This window comes from Natronogracilivirga saccharolytica (assembly GCF_017921895.1).
GTDB classification, from domain to species: Bacteria; Bacteroidota; Rhodothermia; order Balneolales; family Natronogracilivirgulaceae; genus Natronogracilivirga; species Natronogracilivirga saccharolytica.
Map to the genome: position 1 here is coordinate 288850 of NZ_JAFIDN010000003.1, position 20229 is coordinate 309078.

Genomic DNA, 20229 nt, shown 5'->3' on the forward strand with positions numbered 1-20229 from the left:
CGGATTCGCTTTTTACCAACACTGTTGACCGCAGTTTTCATAACGGCGAGCCTCAGCCTGTTTCCTTTGAACACCTTCGCTCAGAACGCAGCGCCCGGGCAGACAGCCGGAGACCTGCCGGAAGAAGTCCGCGGTGTCTGGATCACCAATGTGGATTCCGACGTCATGCGCGAGCGGCGAAAGCTTGAAGATGCAATGGACTACCTGGCGGAAAACGGAATCAATGTGGTATTTCCCGTCGTCTGGAATCGCGGATTTACCCTTCATCACAGCGAAGTCATGGATACCACATTCGGATTTCCGCAGGTCGGGGAGTTCCGCAGGGCCGGACGCGATCCGCTTCGTGAAATAATGACCGAAGCACACAGAGTGGGCATGGAAGTCATCCCGTGGTTTGAATACGGTTTCGCCGGTTCCCATGGCGGCACCAATCACATTTTCCAAAGAAAACCCGAATGGGCAGCCCGGAATATTGATGGAGGCATTGCCATCCGTAACGGCTTTTTGTGGATGAACGGGTTCAAACCGGAAGTCCAGAATTTCATGCTTGATCTCATCAGAGAGGTCATGGAAAATTATGATATCGACGGGATTCAGGGTGATGACCGGCTGCCGGCCCTGCCGCATAACGCGGGCTACAGCGACTATACCGTGCAGCGTTACCAGGATGAGCACGACGGCGAAGATCCGCCTGAGGATATGGACGATCCGGATTTTATTCAGTGGCGCGCCGATATTCTGACGGAGTTCGGCGGACAAATTTATGATATGGTAAAAGATTATGATCAGCATCTTACCGTATCGATGTCACCGAGTATCTTCCCATGGTCCCGTGACAACTATCTTCAGGACTGGCCGGCTTGGATTGAGGCAGGACAGGTGGATATTGTGCATCCCCAGGCCTACCGGTACGAACTCGGTCAGTACCAGTCACTGATCAGACAGATGGTTGGGAGTACACCGGACTCGGAAACCGGCCATGTTCCACAGAAATACAAGCACAAAATTTCACCGGGCATCGTATCCGGCGTGGGCGGCAATCTGAATCCTCCCGATGTCCTTATCGACAAAGTCTCCTACAACCGTGAGTTTGGAATAAAAGGGGAGGTGTATTTCTTTTATGAAACCCTGCGTGCCCGCAATAACCATGCACTGGACAGTATCGCGGCGGTACATTATCAGGAAATGGCGACGCTTCCGACGAGAAACGGAACATTCCGCCGCGTTCCCGGCATCGTGTCCCACCAGGATAACCCGCTGCACGTCGTTCAGGGTGAGTGGGAAGCGGATGAGCTGGCCGAAGGTTCGGTGATGGGATCACTTAAGGCCGAAGCCGGTTTCGAATCGACAATTGAGTATTTCGTGGATGTCCCGGCCGAAGCGCACTACAGGGTATATACCTACATTCCCTATGAGGTGGACGGCAACAGTGAGGTGCGCTATGCAGCGGTTGACGCATCCGGAGATACCACTGCCGTTGTTCTGGATCAGAGCAGCGAGAATATTCAAAAACGCGGCTGGACACCCGTCGGAGAGGTGTATCTGCAAGAGGGGGAACAGCAGGTTGCCCTTCTGGAAGCCTCGGCTTCTTCCGGAGAAAAACCGGTATACGGAGATGCCGTTATGATCATTCTGGACCGAAAGCGCTCACCGGATGTCGAAATATCCCGGGATGTCGCAGGTGAACCCGATGACCGGCAGCAGGAAGTGCCGCAACAGGTGAGCCTTGAGCAGAACTACCCGAATCCGTTCAATCCATCCACCGAAATTCGCTTTGAATTGCCCGAAAGCGGCATTGTCACGCTTGAGGTGTATGACATGCTCGGGCGGAAGGTTACTACGCTCATCGATTCCGAGCATCATGGCCGTGGCGGCCACCAGGTCACATTCGATGCCACCGATCTCTCCTCGGGCGTGTATATTTACCGTCTTCAGACAGAACATGGTGTGCTCAGCCGATCCATGTCATTTGTAAAATAAGTTTGAGAAAATGCAGTGCTGTACACTTTTTTCAGCAGCCAGTTATTGTTCACATTGTTAAACAGGATGTGTTGTGCATACCATTGATCTTATTGTTATAGCCTTATATATGGTGGCGCTGGTCGCCATCGGACTGATTGCCAAACGGAAGGCCGGTGCCAGTGCGGACAGTTATTTCCTGGGCAACAGAAAAATGTCCTGGTGGATGCTCGGGTCATCCGGCATGGCTTCCAACCTTGATGTCTCCGGGACGCTGATTATTGTAGCGTTTATCTATGCCATTGGAATCCAGGGATTGTTTATCGAGATTCGCGGGGGTGTGGTCCTCATCATGGCATTTCTCATGATATTCATGGGAAAGTGGAACCGCCGCGCGCAGGTGATGACCGTTGCCGAATGGATGAAGCTCCGGTTTGGAAGCGGCCCTCAGGGCAATCTCGCAAGGCTGCTCTCGGCAATTGCCAATATCGCTTTTGCTATCGCGACCATCACCTATTTTGCCCAGGGCGCCGGAATCTTCCTGGGAAGTATTCTGGATATTGACCCGCGGCTGGCATCGGTCATGATGATATTCGTCGCTTCTATCTATACCGTTGCCAGTGGTTTGTACGGGGTTATCTACACGGACGTATTCCAGGGGTTCCTGATCTTTTTTACGATTATCTATGTCTGTATTCTGGCATTCGTTCAGTTCGATCTGCCGGAGGAGTTTCTGGTGTCGGTACCCATGCTTGACGGCACATTCAAGTCCATAGAAACAAGCTTGTCAGACTGGGGACAGATTATTCCAAGCTGGACCATGGACCTGCCCGGTGAATATGCCCGCTACAACCTGTTTGGCATTGCCATTTTGTTCTATCTTTTCAAAAGCACTATTGAAGGAAGCGGGGGCACCGGCGGATATCAGATTCAGCGTTACTTTGCTGCAAAAAGTGACAGGGAAGCAGGTCTGCTGAGTCTTTTCTGGATCGGACTGATGGCATTCCGCTGGCCTTTTGTGGTAGCTATTGCCATGCTCGGGATTAACATCGGGCTTGGCGGAAGCGTGATTGCCAATCCGGAAGAGGTGCTCCCGATCGTGATTATGAATGAACTGCCTGTTGTCATCACAGGTTTGCTTGTTGCCGGACTGGTTGCAGCCGCCATGTCGACGTTCGACTCCGTGGTCAATGCCGGCGCCGCCTACTGGGTGAAAGATATCTATCATCGCTTCCTTAACAGGAGGGCTTCCGAGAGGCAGCTCGTCATTCAAAGCCGCGTATCATCGGCGGTATTGATCCTGGTCGGACTGCTGATGACCTTCTTTTTCCGCAACCTCAATGACATTTGGGCCTGGATTACCATGGGACTGGGGGCCGGACTGATTGTCCCCCAGATCATTCGCTGGTACTGGTGGCGGTTTAACGGTTACGGATTTGCTTTCGGCACACTTGCCGGGATGATTCTTGCCATAGGACAGCGACTGGTTGCCCCTGAAATACCGGAGTATATGTCGTTCATATTTATTGCCGGCGGGACGTTTGTGATTTCCATTACGGTGACCCTGCTGACCACACCAACCGAGAGCACCGTGTTGACCAAATTCTACAAAATCACCCGGCCCTTCGGATTCTGGGGCCCGGTCCGCAGCTGCTTCCGCTCGCAGGACATTCAGAAGATCAATGCGGAGAACAGGCGCGATATCCTTGCCACATTCATTGCCGTACCCTGGCAGATCATTCTGTTCCTTACCCCCATGTCCTTCATGACACAGCAGTGGGGTAACTTTTTTGCACTTACTGCCGTACTGCTGGTGCTTTCTGTCGGACTCTATTTCGCATGGTTCCGTCACCTGTCAACCATAGACCGGGGACGTGAGGAAGAGCCGGTTCCTGTCAGCAAAGCTCCTCTGAAGTAAATTCCAGGTACTGAATTACCGGTGCTAATTTACCGGCGCCAATTTATTTGTTCAAAGGTTCAAGGCACAAAAAAAGCCATCCCGCATATTCAGGATGGCTTTTTTATGAACTCTCAGCCGGATTCCCTCCAGACTCGCTGCCCGGGGAACGACGGCTCGGATTACTGTTTATTCATCAACAGCGGACATTACTTGATCAGCATCATGGTGCGTGTCAGTGTCTGGTTGCCGGCCTGAAGCTGGTATATGTAAGTGCCGCTTGACAGGTGAGATGCATCAAATTCCAGGCTGTGCGAACCCGCATTCTGCATGCCAGCACTGATGGAAGCAACTTTCTGCCCCGTAATCGAATACACGTTAACTGCTACATCTGCAGCACGATCAAGCGTGTAGGTAATGGAAGTGGTTGGGTTGAACGGATTGGGATAGTTTTGCTGAAGCGTTATGCCGGCCGGCAGATCCCGCACCGCTTGTTCGGCGGAAGTTTCCATTGCCCCGATGCCGAGCTCGAAATACATCAGCGGATTATTCGACGACATGACAACGGCATTACCGCTTCGTGTGAAGTGTACAAATCCGGTAAGCTGCACATTCTCTACAGCCTGCTCAGCCGGAAAGATCACAAGGTGGCGAAGAAACGGATCGTCCACATCGGAGACATCAACCACGGAGAAGGGAGTATCCGGGTAACGGGGGCCGGCAATGATAAAGCTGCCCATGTCGGTCTCGATATAGTCTATGTCATAGTGATCCCGGTTGATTATCCCTTCATCGACACTGGCAACAACCTCCCCGGTTTCGATATTGACGATGCTGGCCTCAATTCCGGCACCGTTGGTCCAAACGGTATTGCTGCTGCCGGGTATTTCCCCGAAACCATTGCCGAAGCCGAAGCTGCCCATGTCAAACTTGTCCTTGAACTCAAACTGGCCGTCATTCCATTCCATCACCAGAATGTTGGGGTTTTGAAAGCCGGACACGAGGGCCGTGAGGTTTTCACCTTCACCGATGACGCCGAACCCCTGTCCCCACTGACCAAACTGACCTGCATTGGGCATGTTCCTTGCCTCGTTGTAAACGACGACCGGATCCGACGATTCGTCTTCCCACATATAAATACGGATGGCAGCTTCCATGACCTGGTTAATTCCGAAAATACGGCCGTCCCGGGTCGTGGTCACTTCAATAAGCTCCAGAGTTACATCGCCGCCTCCAACTTCTTCGGTCATGGGCAGATAATCAATGAAGGAGCCGTCTTCTGAGTCAATAATGGCTACCTGGGGATCGCCGTCGATTACAGTCGGGATCAGAATATTGCTTGTCCCTTTGTTGTAGGTCCCGCCCTGATTGACATAAGCAGGGTCACCGTCCTCGTTGAAGTCATAAAGAAACTCAACATCCGCAGGCATGATACTCCAGACGGGATCGATGAGTTCAAAATCATCAGCAACGGTTTGTGCGGATGCAGATAATGTTAAACCCAGGACAAGTGCAAGGCTGATGCCTGTGCGTTTAAAAGTGGTAGTAAGATGTTTCATAGGGTCTCCGGTTTGGTATTTTTGTAAGGTTTCGTTTCCGGCCATCTGATCCTGAAGGGAGCCGGATGGTCGATTTGGTGATAATGTGGAAAGCAGGCAGCCTCGCTGGCTGCCTGCCGCAATCGATATTACATTTCATCTACGGTGATATCGGGATTGGCATCCCACCACATGCGGCGTGTCGGATGCATGCGGAAGTCAGACGGATCGCCGCCCTGACGTTCTATCGCTTCTCTCAGCTGATCAGGATTCAGACCCTGCTCTTCACTTGGGTAGCGTACCCTGCGGGGCAACTGTCCGTCAGTTTCTCCGCCACCCGGAGCCATGATCGGATAGGGCTCGGGATAACCGGTCCGGCGCATCTCTGCCCATGCTTCCAGTCCCTGTCCGTAAAGAGCCAGCCATTTCTGGGTCATGATCTGCTCAAGCTGCTCGTTGAAGCTGCCACCGGAATTATATGCCACTCCCGGCTGACTGATATAGTCATCGATTTCATCCTGGGTGATCTTGTCATCATCGAGATCGCGTTCAACATGATCTATGAGCCGGTTCAGGTGCTCCATATGTGCCCGTATTCCCTCTTCGTAATGAGACGCCGGGCTGCCGGTGCCCCATCCGCGAAGAGCGGCTTCGGCCTCAAGAAACTTGACCTCGGCGTAAGTAATGAACGGGATGGGGGTGTCCTGCTGCACGAAAACAGCACCCTGAGTTGAATAGTTGCGGTCGGGATGGTCACCCAGCTGACTGTCGGAAAGACCGTTGGGCAGGCCGGCATACTGTCTGCGGACATTCGGGCGGGCAAAAATGCGCAGCCTGGGATCATCATGTTCGGTAAGCCGGTCTATCATGTGCTCACTGACACGGTATTCGTCAAAACTGAATATCCAGTACATGGGGTTTTCATGGACAAGATCACCTGTGCCGCCTCCCGGGTCCATTTCAAGCATGGCATTGTCATTGTTGCTTGTCATGATCAGACCTTCGGAAAGAACTTCATTGACATGTTCCTGAGCAAGGCCCGGATCGGCATAGGCAGTTCTCATGGCCAGCCGCAACCGCAGGGAGTTTCCGAACCGCCGCCACTTGTCCAGGTCATCGTGGAAGAGGACATCGGCGTTTCCGGTGCGGTATTCCAGTCCTTCATCAAGCTGATCCACCGCATCGCGCAGATCCTCAAGAAGCGAGCGGTAAATTTCTTCCTGGGAATCGTATTTTGGCCGCAGATTCCCCCTCAGGGCTTCTGAAAACGGTACATCACCAAAAAAATCGGTAAGTCGGTGCATGGTGAATGCCCGCCAGATACGCGCCTGCGCATTCAGATTCGCCAGCTCCGGATCATCTTCGGTAAACCGGATCGCTTCGGCAATATTGATACCGAAATTGGAGTAGGATGCCGCCCAGAAAGAGGTCAGCCAGTCCTGACGCGTTTCATAGCGGTCCGTTCCCCAACCGGTCTGGGTGTTGGCAAAGTACTGGGAATACCGGTTCCCGTGCAGATCTTTCCCCCTCTGATAGACATCGTAACGAAGGGCGCCATAAACTAGCCCCCGGGTGAAAAGCATGTCCGGGGGTACTTCGGTAACTGTTGTGGGACTGGTATTGATCTCCTCGAACTGATCGGTGCAGGCCCCGCTCATCAGAAAGAGAAGAAGTATGCCGGTGATAACTTTGTATTTCATAATGATTGATCGACGTGTTTAGGAAAATGGTGGTGTTTGCTGCCCCGGGCTTTAAATACGGACATTAATATTAAAGCCGACGCTGCGGGTTTCCGGAAATCCGAAAGCCTCGATTCCCTGAGCGTTTCCGATATTGAAGCTTCCCTGGGCAGGACTGAAACCGGGTGTGTCTTTGTAAATGTAGAACAGGTTCCGTGCGATGGCAGAAACTTCCAGAGCAACAATGGGCAGCCGCTCAACAATATGCGGTGGCATGAAATAGGAAACAGCAAGCTCCCGGAACCGGACATAAGTGGCATCATATATGAACTCTTCGGTAACCGGCGAATAGCCTCCGACGTTACTCCAGTAGGTCTGTGGGTTTACAGCAATGTCGTTTTCAACCCATACGGTGTTGCCGTCGGCATCAGTAGTTTCAATGACTCCGTCAGCAACGAAACCCCGTGGTTCGGCATCAGGATTGCCGTCAAGCTCGGCCTGATACGCATACCACTCGCTCCGGCCTTCAAGCGTGATTTTCGAGTTTCCGCGTTGTGCCATCAGGGCATTGGTCAGTGAATAAACCTCCCCGCCATAAGAAATGTCGATCAGGGTGCTGAGACCGAAATTTCGGTAGCGCAAATTGTTGCTGAACCCGCCGGTCCAGTCCGGATTGAAATTGCCAAGGACATGATCACCGTCATCAACTACCGGAATCCCGTTGTTGTCAATAATCCGGCGCCCGTCTTCATTTCGTTTGTATCGGGTACCGACAATATCACCAAATGGATCACCGACAGAAGCCCGGACAATGGCTCCGTCAATGCTGCCCAGAAAGTAATTGGTCACATCCTCATGCAATTCCCGGATCTCGTTGCGGTTTACACCAAAGGTGATTCTGGAATCCCAGCGCCAGCCGGTGCGGGAGTCTAAAGGGATACCGCTGACAACGGCTTCAAATCCACGATTCTGGATTTCACCGGCATTTACTGTCGCGGCATTGTGTCCGGATGCTTTTGTCACCGCAACACTCAGAATCTGATTGCGGGTTGTCTCGGTATAGGCACTCATATCCATGGAAAGGCGGCCTTCGAAAAACCTGAGATCGAGTCCGATTTCATACGACCGGGCAATCTCCGGCTTTAAATCAATGGCGGGAAGTGTTCCCGGCCCCTGTGCAAACGGCTGACCAAAATGTCCGGGATTCACCGTATAAACAAAGTTGGTGAGATAAGCCGGACCGCCGGCGCCAACCTCTGCCGCGGAAAGCCGCAGCCGGCCAAATGTGAAGGTTTCCGACTCCAGCCCGAAAGCCTCACTCCAGACAAGGGTAGCCGACAAGGAAGGGTAAATAAAAGGCAGGTTGTCAACCGGAAGGGTGGATACCCAGTCTACCCGATTCGTTGCCTCCAGAAATGCATAATTGCGAAATCCGATTTGTGCTGACCCGAAAACCGAATTTTCCCTCTGCCGGCTGATGCCGAAGATGTTGGCAACGGTCTCGGCATTGCTGACACTGTAAAACTCCGGAATATTCAGTCCGATTCCGCGATGACCGACTTCCTGAACATCAAGGTTCCTGTAGTTCCCCCCAACGTTCATTTCCAGAGTCCAGTCGTCTGCAAGTGCACGGTCTACTGTGACAATACCGGTGACATTAAACTCCTCAACCGTACGCGTACGAATGGTGAAAGAGGGCTGGTCTTCGTAAGGTGTGTTCGTTGCTCTCCGGTGCTGCCGCGTTTCCTCAAAAAAGTCAAGCCCGCCGCGCACCATCACACTCATCCAGTCGGTAACATTGTAGTCAAACTGGGCAAAACCGTATGCACGGTCCCGCTCATCATCATTGATATTCAGATTATAGGCCCAGTATGGGTTCATGTTTCTTGTCGAGCGCTGCCCCTCATCACGGAGCCAGGCGCCATCCCATGTTCTTGCAAGGCCATCGGCTGTCCTGAAGTTCTCAAGATCTTCCAGACGCTCACTGCGCGGCATCCGGACAAGCGCCTTGACCGGGTTGTCAGGGTCGCGAGCCTGCGGCGGGCGGTTGAACCCGTCCTGGTTGACATAGCTGAACCGGCCTTCGGCACGCAGCCTGTCGGAAAATTGCTTGTGGGCCCGGAGAGAGATGCTGTTTCTGATGACTTCACTGTCGGGATAGATCCCCTGATTGGTCATATTGGTATAGGATAACCGGTATCCGTGATCGGTCCCTCCGCCGGTCATGGTAATGGTCTGGTTGCTGGTAACTCCTGTGCGGAAAAAATCCTGCACGTGATCTGACTGTGCCGAGTACGGGCGGACTTCCCCCGTCCAGTTACGGACCATGATATTGTCAGACATCCGGGGACCCCAGCTGTTCTCTTCGGTGTTGTCGATGATATAGAAGTCCTCGTCGGCATTGTAGTCATTGAATGTGCCGCCGGAGCCGCGGCCGAACTCGTTTTGAAAATCCGGAGTGATTGCAGGTCTTTCAAAGGTCACGTTGGATGTGTATTCAACCCCGATGCCGTCAACGCCTCGGCCGCTTTTGGTAGTAATGATTACCGCGCCGTTGGCCGCCCTGGATCCGTATAGTGCCGCGGCATTGGGACCCTGAAGAATGTTGATGGATTCTATATCATTGGGGTTGATCTGGTTCAGTCCGGTGCCGTAATCAAACCCGCCCCATTGTCCGGCACTCATTCCGCCTGAGTTGTCGATAGGCATACCGTCAACGATGATCAGCGGCTGGTTGGCATCGCCCGGCCGCAATGACCGGTGTCCCCGGATGATAATCCTTGCGGATCCGTCAGCTCCGGTGCCGAGTCCGGTAATGTCAACATTGGCAACCCGGCCCTGAAGTGATGTCATGGGGTTCATGTCATGTGTTCGGAGAAAATCTTCGGAATCGATCTGCTGAACGGTATATCCGATAGATTTCTCCTGGCGTGTCATGCCCATTGCCGTGACCACCACATCATCACCTTCAAACACCACCGGACTGAGCCGCACGTTGATGGTGGTTCGGTCAGCGATTCTGACATTTCTTGTCTCGAAGCCGATGAATGAAAAGACAAGCCGCCCGGCGTCTTCCGGTACTTCAAGTTCGTAATTTCCGTCTGTATCACTTGTGGTGCCAATTGTCGTTCCCTCCACAACGATGTTGACACCCGGCAGCCGCGATTCATCTTCAGCGTCATAAACGGTACCGGTAATAGTACGGGTTTGTGCTTCAGCAACTGATGTCCAGGCCAGAATAAGACAGAGGATTAAACCGGCTGAGTACGTGCGTTTTTTCATAGTGAGATGGTTGGATATGGTAAAAATTGCAAAGACTTGGTGAAAAATTGTTAAATCGCATACAGATGCATATTGCGGCCTATGACAGGATATGGTGTCCCTTGTAAATAAACGCGGTTTGTGACCCGCGGAACCGCTTACATATTTTAATGTTTATTAATGAAAATGTCTACAATTTTTGTATCTGTGTTCTGTTGTTTTACATTTTTTGCGGTCAGACCTTTTCGGGTGAAAGAGTGGGGGACGGGAAAAACTTTGTCAGACATAATTTGTCTGATTTCATATATTGGCCATTGGAATTCATTTGATTTGCCATTAACCAGGGACAAAATTCCTCTCAAAATTTTTTTGCCATGAATGCCTTATCCTGCAAACACAGAAAACCCTTTCTGATCACGATGCTGGTTTTGATGATGTGCGCATTGCCATTTGCTTGTGATGTTACTTCATCTGATGATGATCCTGACGATGATGCTCCCCCGCTGCAGCCGCCGGGACCCCGATTCATGGGTGCCTCGTCCGGTGACCTGCTGACATTAAATGATTTCGAACTCGGAGAACTGCCGCGTATCCCATACCAGCGTATACCCAGAGAGGGAGCCGCGCTTGCCTTTTCCGACATGCCGGAATATTTCAGAACCGGCGCAGGCATCGCCATGCAGGAGTCGCTGGAACCCGGTCCGAATCGCCTGTATGTCTATCATGTGATCGGACAGGGAGAAGGCTCGGGCGTAATTACATCCGTGCTGGAGAATACGGGATCGGAGACAATGAACGTAGAGTTCAAGGCCTATGCTTTTCCCGAAATTTCCGGAAACTACCTTCATATCGGGAAAACGGGACTGGCCGACTTTTTCAACAGCAGGTATCTCAACGGGGATGTCCCCTCATCCTTTACCATAGAACCGGGTGAACGCAGGGTCATTGATGAGGAAATGGATTCACAGACATCATCCTACCCGCAGCTGGTCCACGGATTTTATGAGTTTGAAATTGACCAGCCGGGTGAGGTGAGTGTTCTGATGCGCCGTGAAGGAGATGACAGCGGGGAAGCTGTTGATGAACTGGAGCTGCTGCCCAGGCGCCTTCCCGGACATTCAAGCAGTGGTGCCGGCCGCGGGCTGTTTGAGGAAGCCGATTTCGACATCATAAATGATGATGAATTTATCCTGGACAGTGGCGATGGCGTCCAGAAACTGGTTGTTGCTGACGGCAATGATGATCCCTGGGTCAAAGGATGGGACAGCATCGCCGGGGATGAATATGAAAACCGGGGCAATTACGGAGTGTTCTATCACCTGTCGATAGAACGAAAAAGCAGTGACAACCGCGGAATCGCGGTCTTGATGGGCAACCGCTATGCCGTCGGACCGGATGATGAAGACAATCCCTGTATGAACCAGTCCGGCGCCGTGTTTGTGGATGCCGGGGCCGATCCGCGCGGCGTGGTGCAAATTCCGGAGGAAGAAACCTTCTTTAATACCAAAGGGGAATATGTCCTGCTTCAGGCCTACCGTCCGCTCGATGAAGGGGAAACCGATACCATCAATATTATTTACTCTCCGCCGGGTGCATCCTGCCTGCCGACCCCCATTGTTTTTGTGCCATTTGAACGTGAATAAAACCGGGTTTTATCATTGTATCTCCATACCGTTGACATCGTCATCATCATTGTCTACTTCGCAGGCATTTTAGGTCTGGGCTTCTATCTCTCGAAACTGGCATCCAAAAACCTGGATGCCTACTTTTTGGGAGGCAATAAAATACCATGGTACTACCTCGGCCTGTCCAACGCATCCGGGATGTTTGACATTTCCGGAACCATGTGGACCGTCTCCATACTGTTCATTTACGGTCTCAAAAGTGCCTGGCTGCCCTGGCTCTGGCCTGTATGGAACCAGGTCTTTCTGATGATTTTTCTTGCCATCTGGCTTCGCAGGTCCAATGTGATGACCGGTGCCGAATGGATCAAAACCCGGTTCGGGGACGGGCAGGGCGCGCAGCTCTCCCATATCATCGTGGTCGTTTTTGCCGTCATCACCGTTATTGGATTCATCGCCTACGGATTTGAAGGCATCGGTAAATTCAGCAGCATATTTTTTGCCTACGACCTGTCGTTTACCTTCCTGGGAATGGACTTTACCTCGGAAGAGGGATACGGCCTCATTTTTATGGGTCTGACAACGCTTTATGTCATCAAGGGCGGTATTTACAGTGTGGTCGGAACCGAAGTGCTCCAGTTTTTTATCATGACCTTCTCCTGCATCGTCATCGGGATCATCGCCATGATGACCGTGAGCCCTGAGCAGGTGTATGCCTTTGTCCCGGAAGGCTGGGATGAATTCTTCTTTGGCTGGCGGCTCGACATGGACTGGTCGGGAATAATGAACTCGGTCAATTACCGCATCGAGCAGGATGGATTTGAACTCTTTGGGTATGCACTCATCCTCATGATCCTCAAGGGCATTATGGTCAGCATTGCCGGACCCGTTCCCAGTTACGACATGCAGCGTGTTCTCGCTACGGGAACGCCCAAAGAGGCAGCAAAAATGAGCGGACTGGTCATCCTTGTACTCTTCTTTCCCCGCTATTTCATGATCGCCGGTCTCACCGTTCTGGCTATCATATTCTTCAGTCCCGAACTCAGCGCCATGGGACATGATCTCGATTTTGAGATGATCCTTCCCTATGCGATCAACAACTTTATTCCGGTCGGATTCATGGGAATCATGCTGGCCGGACTCATAGCAGCGTTCATGTCTACCTTTGCGGCATTCGTCAATGCCGCTCCCGCATATCTGGTCAATGACATCTACAAAAAATACATCAATCCAAATGCCTCCGACCGGACATATGTCAGGCTAAGCTATGCCGCATCGCTTACGGTTGTCATCGTAGGTATACTTTTCGGATTTGTGGTGGAGACCATTCATGAACTGACCGTCTGGATTGTCGGCGGCCTCTACGGCGGGTACATTGCTGCCAATCTGCTCAAATGGATATGGTGGCGGCTGAACGGATACGGCTACTTCTGGGGGATGCTGGCCGGTATTGTAGCTGCTCTGACAACACCCACCCTTTTTCCCAACCTGACCGCCCTGTTTGCTTTCCCAATCGTTTTCGGATTTTCACTCGGAGGCACCATCATAGGTACACTGCTTACTCCCCCGACCGAGTCAGCCGTGCTCAAGCGATTCTATACGGATGTGCGCCCGTGGGGATGGTGGAAACCCGTTCAGGAGGCGTGCATGGCAGAAAACCCGGCCATCAAGCCGAATACGGACTTCAAACGCGACATGTTCAACTGTGCCGTCGGTGTGGCCTGGCAAATGGCCATGGTGGTCATGCCGATATACCTGGTACTCGGTGAATATGGAAAAATGGGTGTGAGTATCGCCGTTTTTGCAGCCACTTCCGTAATTCTCAAATTCAACTGGCTCGATAAAATTGAAGACTACCCCGAAGGCACCCAGCTCAAAGAAGATGAAATACGCGGGCGGATGAAAACGGAGGATTGAAATGAAAGCCAGCAAAGACCATAATTTGCTGTTGCCGGGATTGTTCATTTTGACATTTTTTTTGCTTCTGCCGCTGCCGGAGGCAAACGGAGAAGACGCTTTCCGCTATATCGATGCGCTGTTTGACCCGGCACTTGATGGCGGTGAGCCGGAACTGATTTTGTTCCCGGCGGATGATGCCCCTTTGCCGGTACCGGTCTGGATCCGCGCATACGTTCTTGACGATGATGACCAGCCGGTCACCAGGGCCTCTCAGCTGCTGACCGTAAGCGACACGATGCGCTATACATTACCGGTGGAGTCCGGCCGTGAAATTGTCGGTATTTCCGTCCAGAAGGAGGAAGAGTCAGAATCGCCCTGGTTTGATTTTCGCGCTCTGTATCTGGACGGCAGTCCGGTCATTGATTACAATGCCGAAGAGGTGAACACCAGGCCGGACGATTTTTACAGGTACTGGGAGGATGCCCGTGAGCGGCTCAGTCAGACAGACCCTCAGCCGCAAATAGAAGAAGTCCCCGATTTCGAATCGGAAACCGGACGCCTTTACCGGGTTACACTGCAATCCTGGGACGATGTGCCGGTCGTAGGATGGTTTGTCGTTCCGGAAGATGCAGGTGAAAACGGCAAGACCTATCCTGCCATTCAGATCATGCCGGGATGGGGAGCCGAGCAGCCGCCTATGGACCGTACGGCAGAAGGCTTTGTGACCTTTTCGCTTAACCCCCGCAGCCACGGACCAAGCAGGGAGTATTTCGAAACTCCGGTAGCACATCATCTCTGGAATATCGATCAGCCCGAAGAGTACTACTACAGGGCGGCATATATGGACGGTGTGCGCGGACTGGATTTTCTGAGCGACCGTCGTGAGGTTGACGCCGAACGTATAGCCGTGGAAGGAGGCAGCCAGGGCGGTGCATTTGCCATTGCTCTCGCCGGACTGGACAACCGGGTTGCCGCAGCTGTCGCCAATGTCCCGTATATATCCAATATCCCTGATTATATCCGGTTGTCGACCAGCGGATCCGGCGGAGAGTTTCTGGAAAAGGTCAGGAACCCCGAAAACGGAGAAACAGCAGCCCGGTCACTGGCATACATTGATGCCGCCAATATCGCATATGATATCAATGTGCCGACTCAGATTATCGTCGGTGAACAGGATGTGGTTACACCCCCGCTGAATGGCGTTGTTGCCAGAAACCGTATTCCGGAACACGTGCCTGCCGAACTGCTGCGGGAATTTTCTGCCGGACATGAAATCACAAATTTTATGAGAGAATCCAACCTGCGCTGGTACAGGGAGCATCTTAAATAATTAAGTCCTTTATTTTAAGGTTCACTCCCAAAAAATGATTATACTGATTACATTGATGCGTTTTATCTGCATGTAAAGCAGAAAGGTGCCTCGCAGCAGCAAACAAATTATAGCAGTGGAAATATTATGGGTTTTTTAGGTGGATTTGAATGGCTGATAATTATCGTAATACTCATATTTCTTTTCGGCGCCAGAAAAATACCGGACATGGTCCGCGGTATCGGCCGCGGGATTTTCGAGTTTCGAAAGGCTGTAGATGAAGGAAAGAATGATAAAAACGAGGAAAAGGAGAGTCACCAGGATGCCGGGCGTAATCAGAAGGATTAGAATGAAAATCCGGAATGAAGCGGGCATATTCTGAAAATTTGCTCATAACCGGAACAGCTGACTCCAGCGCTTTCGCAGATCCGGTCCCGTCCATGATGAAACATCCAAAGGGTCGGGCATATTGCCGGTCAGCCATTTTTCCATTTTGTACGCCAATGCCTTATGATCTCCCGGCGGATAACGGTACTGCACCGGGTACATTTCAGGATAACACAAATGGTCGGGAACCAGAGGGCGGACTTCCGCACTGGCCGCTTCCAGCATGGCAAGTCCCTGGAATTCATGTATGGCTGAACTCACAGCTATTGAAGCCCGGCTCAAAATCTGGCGGTAGGTCTCCGAATCAGCTTTCTCATCTGCGATAATGTAATCCGGGTAGGATGCGCGAAGCTCGAGCAGGGCCGGATGCGGCTTCGAAGAACGGTCACCAAGCAGCGCCAGACGAAAAGACACTCCTTTTTTTGCAAGCAGGCGGACGGCTTTTAAAAACACCTGGGGGGCTTTGTCATATTCCCAGCGATGGTTCCAGAGAATCAGTGCGGGATCTTTTTCGGGTGCCGGTGAAACAGGGGCGACCGGAATCGGCAGCACACTGCACTTCGGCTTCAGTTTACGGCAAATTTTGTCGGCATCGACCTCGGACTTTTTCTTCAAAAGCCCGCGAATTCCTTTCAGATATGTTGTGCGGTTGAACTCCGAGTTAAAAAACAGACGATCAGCAGCCAAGCCTGAATAGATCTGCACCATTTTATGATCCAGGGACGGTGTCTGACGTTCGTTTTTGGGATAGGCAAATTGATTTTCATGAAAATAGCACCAGGCAGGAACATCCGACAGTCCTGGATTTATCCCTTTCAGGCATGCAAGATCAACCATGGATGTGGCCAGGATCAGATCAGGTCTGGAATCCGGAAGTTGGTCAATCCAGGACAGCGGATTACTCCGGATGCGCCACCGGAAGTGCTGCCCCGGCAGTTCCAGCAGGTGCCACCGGACATTGTCATGATGTGTCGTTAGCCAATCGGCCCAGCAGCCATGACTGTCAGCACGATAGGCAGACAACAGCCAGACTGCAGGCTTGCTGTCTGCCGGTTTGTTCGGGAAATTTGTGCGCTGTCCATCATCCACTATTCCGCAAACCTGTGTCTATCTGTCGTAACGGTCCGGTACGATGGATACCGGCAGATTCTCAAAAGGGTTGAAAGCCTGATCCACGACTTGTGCAAATGCCTTTCGGGTAATCGCTTCATCAGGCTGAAATGTATCGCCAATAACCCAGTTATCGGTCCAGCCGGACTCAACAGCATATGCAACGGCAATGCTGGTGGTCTCGTCGGCGATGTCGTCAAAACCATGCGCATCGGAGTCCTGCGGACTCGGTGATCCCAGCATCTCCCAGACGGTCTGTATCATTTCCGCCCGTGTTGCCGGGTTTTCATCTTCCTCCCAGGCGTAGTGGTCAAACGCATAATCCTCGGTGGCGCGGCCAAGAGCCCCGGCTGCCTGCTGGCGTGTCATAATGCTGTCGGGATAGATCCAGGTCTGGTTGGCCCATTCGAAGGGAACGCCTTCTCCTTTGAGCACGCCGCTGAGACCGATGCGCTGAATCGGCTGGAAAAACCATTCCTCAGGTGTTGTATCAATGAATGGCAGGGCCCAGCAATCGTTGTCAAGAAGGTGCTGCTGCAGTTCACGGACCGAAAGATCGCGGGGCTCTATGTTCTGCCGGACAGCCATTGCCGCGGCGGCACCGGCAGCCTGACCGATGGTCATCACGGCCGGCTGCAACCTGCTGGATCCGTTTGCAATACTGCTCACGGAAATACTCTTTTCAGCAACCAGCAGTCCGTCCGTATCTTTGGGTATCAGACTTCCCAGGGGGATTGAAAACGAGGGAATGGGCGGAAAAGCATCATAATGCGTTTCGAATTCGTAAGGCTCGCGGTCACCTTCTTCCAGCAGTTCTGCAGGAGGTGAAGGATTGAGCTCACGGTGATGGTCCAGAGGATAGTCGCCGACACCGATGGCGGTCTGATAGAGGTCATTTTCCACGGCATAAGGATCGATGAGCTCGTTCATGGTAAGCATGGTCAGGCCGTCCAGCCGCCGGGTTTCCCTGTGATAGGGGCTGTACGGAAACAGATCTTCGGTGCTGTATTCGTCATCGGCAAATCCAAGGTTGCTGTACCCGCCTTCGGTCTGGACGAAGTAAATGAATTGCCGGGTGCGGTTTTTCGCCTCTTCATAGAGCAAGCGGCGCTCTTCGTGCTCCATTTCCAGCACATTCAGGTAATAGTCATTACCCTCCAGCGGCCAGTTGATCAGGTACTTGTCATTCGGAAGCTTTGCATACTCCAGCATCCGGTCGCAATCCACACCGTCAAAAGTCTCGGGATCGGCACTCAGCTCCTTGCAGGCTCCTTCAAAAATAGCGGGCTGATAGTTGGGAGGACGCGGAATGGTCATATCGGCATCCGGGCCGTAATCTTTCAGGATGGCGGTGTAGGTCAGGTCCTGAATGATGTCATTGCCGTGCGTGGGGGCTATTTCCTCCCCGGTCCGGTCGCGCGGATCCAGTCCGATAAAATAATCAGCTCCGGCCCGTGCCATCAGGTCGCCGTACTCGGAAGCATCAATGCTTATGCGGGCTTCCACAATCAGCCGGTCCCCGTCCTTGCTGTAAAATGAGGCACCATGCACTCTGCCGGCATCGGCCATGGCTTCGTCAATATAATATCCATGATACCGGGTGATATTGGGCAGCTCATCCATCATTTCATTAAAGAACTTGTTTCCGATATGGGGTTCGAAGAGCGTGTTGCTAACCCAGCCGGTTTCCACCTCGTCTGCTCCGCCGTAATGGTCACGAAGCATCTGCCTGAACTCTCCCCAGATACCGGATGGCAGATTGTGATTGCCGTCGGTTGCGCTTACACCGGAGGAAGTGAGCATGCCGCCCAGCCAGGGGGTCGGTTCTACCACAACGACATCAATACCGTCACGGGCCGCCTGAATGGCAGCAGTCACGCCGCTTGTACCTCCGCCGTAGACAAGCAGGTCGGTAGTTACGGTTTCCCCTTCAGCCGCCGTGTCATCGCGATCGGGTGATTCGCAGGCAGTGAAGCCGATGAGTGAAATAATCAGAGTAAAATAGACAATGTTCCGCATGGCTTGAGATTTGGTAAAAGGATAAAGTTGAGTTTGAATTCTGAATATGTCTGGAAAGAGGCCGGGCAAGTTTGGGTCAGTGCGAGCCGTTCATACCCTCTTCAAGGACATCCCACCAGTCATAGTTTATGATGTGGATGATGTCAAATATCATAAGCCCGTCCGACTCTTCCCGGCACTTTCGGGATGCCCGCACAAACTGATCCGGATGCTCATCATATTGCTCCACATAAAGGCCGCAGTATATCGGAGTGTCTCCCATAACGACCTCCCGGGTGATCCGGGCTGACCCCTGTACGGAATACCAGAAATCCAGAGTGGTGCCCATGCCGGCTTCATGGCGCTCGACCTCCTCCTCATTCAGGGCTTCGACCTCCTCTTCCGTCACTTCAAAGAAATAGTTTCCGGTAGTGAAAAGATCGAGCAGCGCGGCAAAGCCGTATTTACGATAATCTTCGTTTGCCCATTCGTATTCCTCAGACGGGTCATACTGCTGACTGGCGTAATTAACGCCCACTTCATAATAGACCGGGTACCAGGCACCCGTGTAATTGCCGAAAATGATGTCCGGATCGGTTTCTTTGGCGACTTCGCGCGCCCGCTTCATAAAGTCGTAGATCACCGATGTCCGCCATGCCAGCCAGTCCTGATATTTGGGTCCGGGCTCCCGTTTGTGTTCGGCGCCATTGTCACCGTTGTCCGGATGCTCTTTTTCCACCCACTCGTAGATATCTTCCGGAAACCGCTCAAGTCCCGTGCCGAGGTATTCTTCAAAAGCCTTTCGGGAAACATCGCTGAAATCACTCTGGATTCCGTCAAAGCGGACCCGGTCAAGTATCACTCCGTCAAAGTCGTACATTTCGATGATTTCCCGCATCACATCCAGGTTGAACTGCTGCACATCAGGATGAGACGGAATCAGCATGGCCGAATACTTTTCGTCAAAATCGGTAATGGGGCGAAAACCGTCAGGCGTATAATTGATGGCCTGCCAGTCCTCCTTATCCGGATCATCATATACCAGGCCGGTGTTATGGAAGTTGTGTCCGCCGACAAACACGTTAATCGAGAAATGGCTGGTCAGGCCCCGTTCGCGGGAGGCGTCAATGAAATACTGCACCACATCCGCATCGGTGTCCCGGGTGTAACCGCTTTGGTGATGGGTGGTCATTTTCGGGGCGTATTCGCTTTCGTAGAGAACTTTTCCGGAAATGGGTTTCAGGTCAAGCACCACATCGGTAACCCCGGCATCGCGGGAACGATCGAGATAATAGTCGATCGAGTCGGGATAGCTCAGCCATTCAAAATTGGCGGATGCATCAAACCAGAGGATGTTGCGTCTTGGTGCTTCTTCAGCAGGGCCATCAGAAATGGCATGTTCTTCACCGATATGTTCCTGGTCTGAATCGTAGGTGTCTTCAGCGTCACATGCTGATAAAAGCGCTGCCAGTGCGAATGTTGTCAGGATGGCAGTGCCTGCCGTAACGAATTTGTTCATGCAGCAATGATTTATGTCCCTATGTCAATTGGCAAGTGTAAATACAGCAAA

At 52.2% G+C, this 20229-nt stretch carries 12 protein-coding genes; 6 read left to right on the forward strand and 6 right to left on the reverse strand.

Annotated features, from left to right (window positions below; all coding sequences use genetic code 11):
• Nucleotides 1-66 precede the first annotated feature (66 nt).
• Complete coding sequence (locus NATSA_RS05680; RefSeq protein WP_210511038.1) at nucleotides 67-1980, forward strand: family 10 glycosylhydrolase; 1914 nt, start codon at nucleotides 67-69, stop codon at nucleotides 1978-1980.
• A 73-nt stretch (nucleotides 1981-2053) separates the two neighbouring features.
• Nucleotides 2054-3877: a sodium:solute symporter family transporter gene (locus tag NATSA_RS05685; RefSeq protein ID WP_210511039.1), complete on the forward strand. Its 1824-nt coding sequence runs from the start codon at nucleotides 2054-2056 to the stop codon at nucleotides 3875-3877.
• 188 nt (nucleotides 3878-4065) lie between these two features.
• On the opposite strand, the gene NATSA_RS05690 is transcribed toward NATSA_RS05685, so the two are convergent.
• From NATSA_RS05690 to NATSA_RS05700, 3 genes are all read right to left on the reverse strand, one after another.
• A complete protein-coding gene (locus NATSA_RS05690) occupies nucleotides 4066-5415 on the reverse strand; it encodes a T9SS type A sorting domain-containing protein (protein WP_210511040.1) in 1350 nt (449 codons plus the stop codon).
• A gap of 128 nt (nucleotides 5416-5543) precedes the next feature.
• On the reverse strand, nucleotides 5544-7094 hold the full coding sequence (locus tag NATSA_RS05695; RefSeq protein ID WP_210511041.1) for a SusD/RagB family nutrient-binding outer membrane lipoprotein: 1551 nt from the start codon (nucleotides 7092-7094) through the stop codon (nucleotides 5544-5546).
• A gap of 51 nt (nucleotides 7095-7145) precedes the next feature.
• Entirely contained in the window at nucleotides 7146-10355 is a 3210-nt protein-coding gene (locus tag NATSA_RS05700) for a SusC/RagA family TonB-linked outer membrane protein (protein ID WP_210511042.1), read from the reverse strand.
• A gap of 353 nt (nucleotides 10356-10708) precedes the next feature.
• On the opposite strand from NATSA_RS05700, the gene NATSA_RS05705 reads away from it, so the two are divergent.
• The 4 genes from NATSA_RS05705 (at nucleotide 10709) to NATSA_RS05720 (ending at nucleotide 15512) form a co-directional block, all read left to right on the forward strand.
• A complete protein-coding gene (locus tag NATSA_RS05705) occupies nucleotides 10709-11977 on the forward strand; it encodes a hypothetical protein (protein WP_210511043.1) in 1269 nt (422 codons plus the stop codon).
• Between the two features lie 15 nt (nucleotides 11978-11992).
• Nucleotides 11993-13873 carry a sodium:solute symporter family protein gene (locus NATSA_RS05710; RefSeq protein ID WP_210511044.1) on the forward strand — a complete coding sequence of 627 codons (1881 nt, stop codon included), beginning with the start codon at nucleotides 11993-11995 and terminating at the stop codon, nucleotides 13871-13873.
• Between the two features lies 1 nt (nucleotide 13874).
• Nucleotides 13875-15185, forward strand: a complete 1311-nt coding sequence (locus tag NATSA_RS05715; RefSeq protein ID WP_210511045.1) for an acetylxylan esterase — start codon at nucleotides 13875-13877, stop codon at nucleotides 15183-15185.
• A 126-nt stretch (nucleotides 15186-15311) separates the two neighbouring features.
• Nucleotides 15312-15512, forward strand: a complete 201-nt coding sequence (locus NATSA_RS05720; RefSeq protein ID WP_210511046.1) for a Sec-independent protein translocase subunit TatA/TatB — start codon at nucleotides 15312-15314, stop codon at nucleotides 15510-15512.
• Nucleotides 15513-15554: 42 nt separating this feature from the next.
• Here NATSA_RS05720 and NATSA_RS05725 read toward each other — a convergent pair whose 3' ends face one another.
• The 3 genes from NATSA_RS05725 to NATSA_RS05735 form a co-directional block, all read right to left on the reverse strand.
• Nucleotides 15555-16640, reverse strand: coding sequence for a tRNA-queuosine alpha-mannosyltransferase domain-containing protein (locus NATSA_RS05725; protein WP_210511047.1), 1086 nt, complete (start codon nucleotides 16638-16640; stop codon nucleotides 15555-15557).
• 18 nt (nucleotides 16641-16658) lie between these two features.
• Complete coding sequence (locus NATSA_RS05730) at nucleotides 16659-18680, reverse strand: FAD-dependent oxidoreductase (protein ID WP_210511048.1); 2022 nt, start codon at nucleotides 18678-18680, stop codon at nucleotides 16659-16661.
• A 76-nt stretch (nucleotides 18681-18756) separates the two neighbouring features.
• On the reverse strand, nucleotides 18757-20178 hold the full coding sequence (locus NATSA_RS05735) for an alpha amylase family protein (RefSeq protein ID WP_210511049.1): 1422 nt from the start codon (nucleotides 20176-20178) through the stop codon (nucleotides 18757-18759).
• Nucleotides 20179-20229 lie beyond the last annotated feature (51 nt).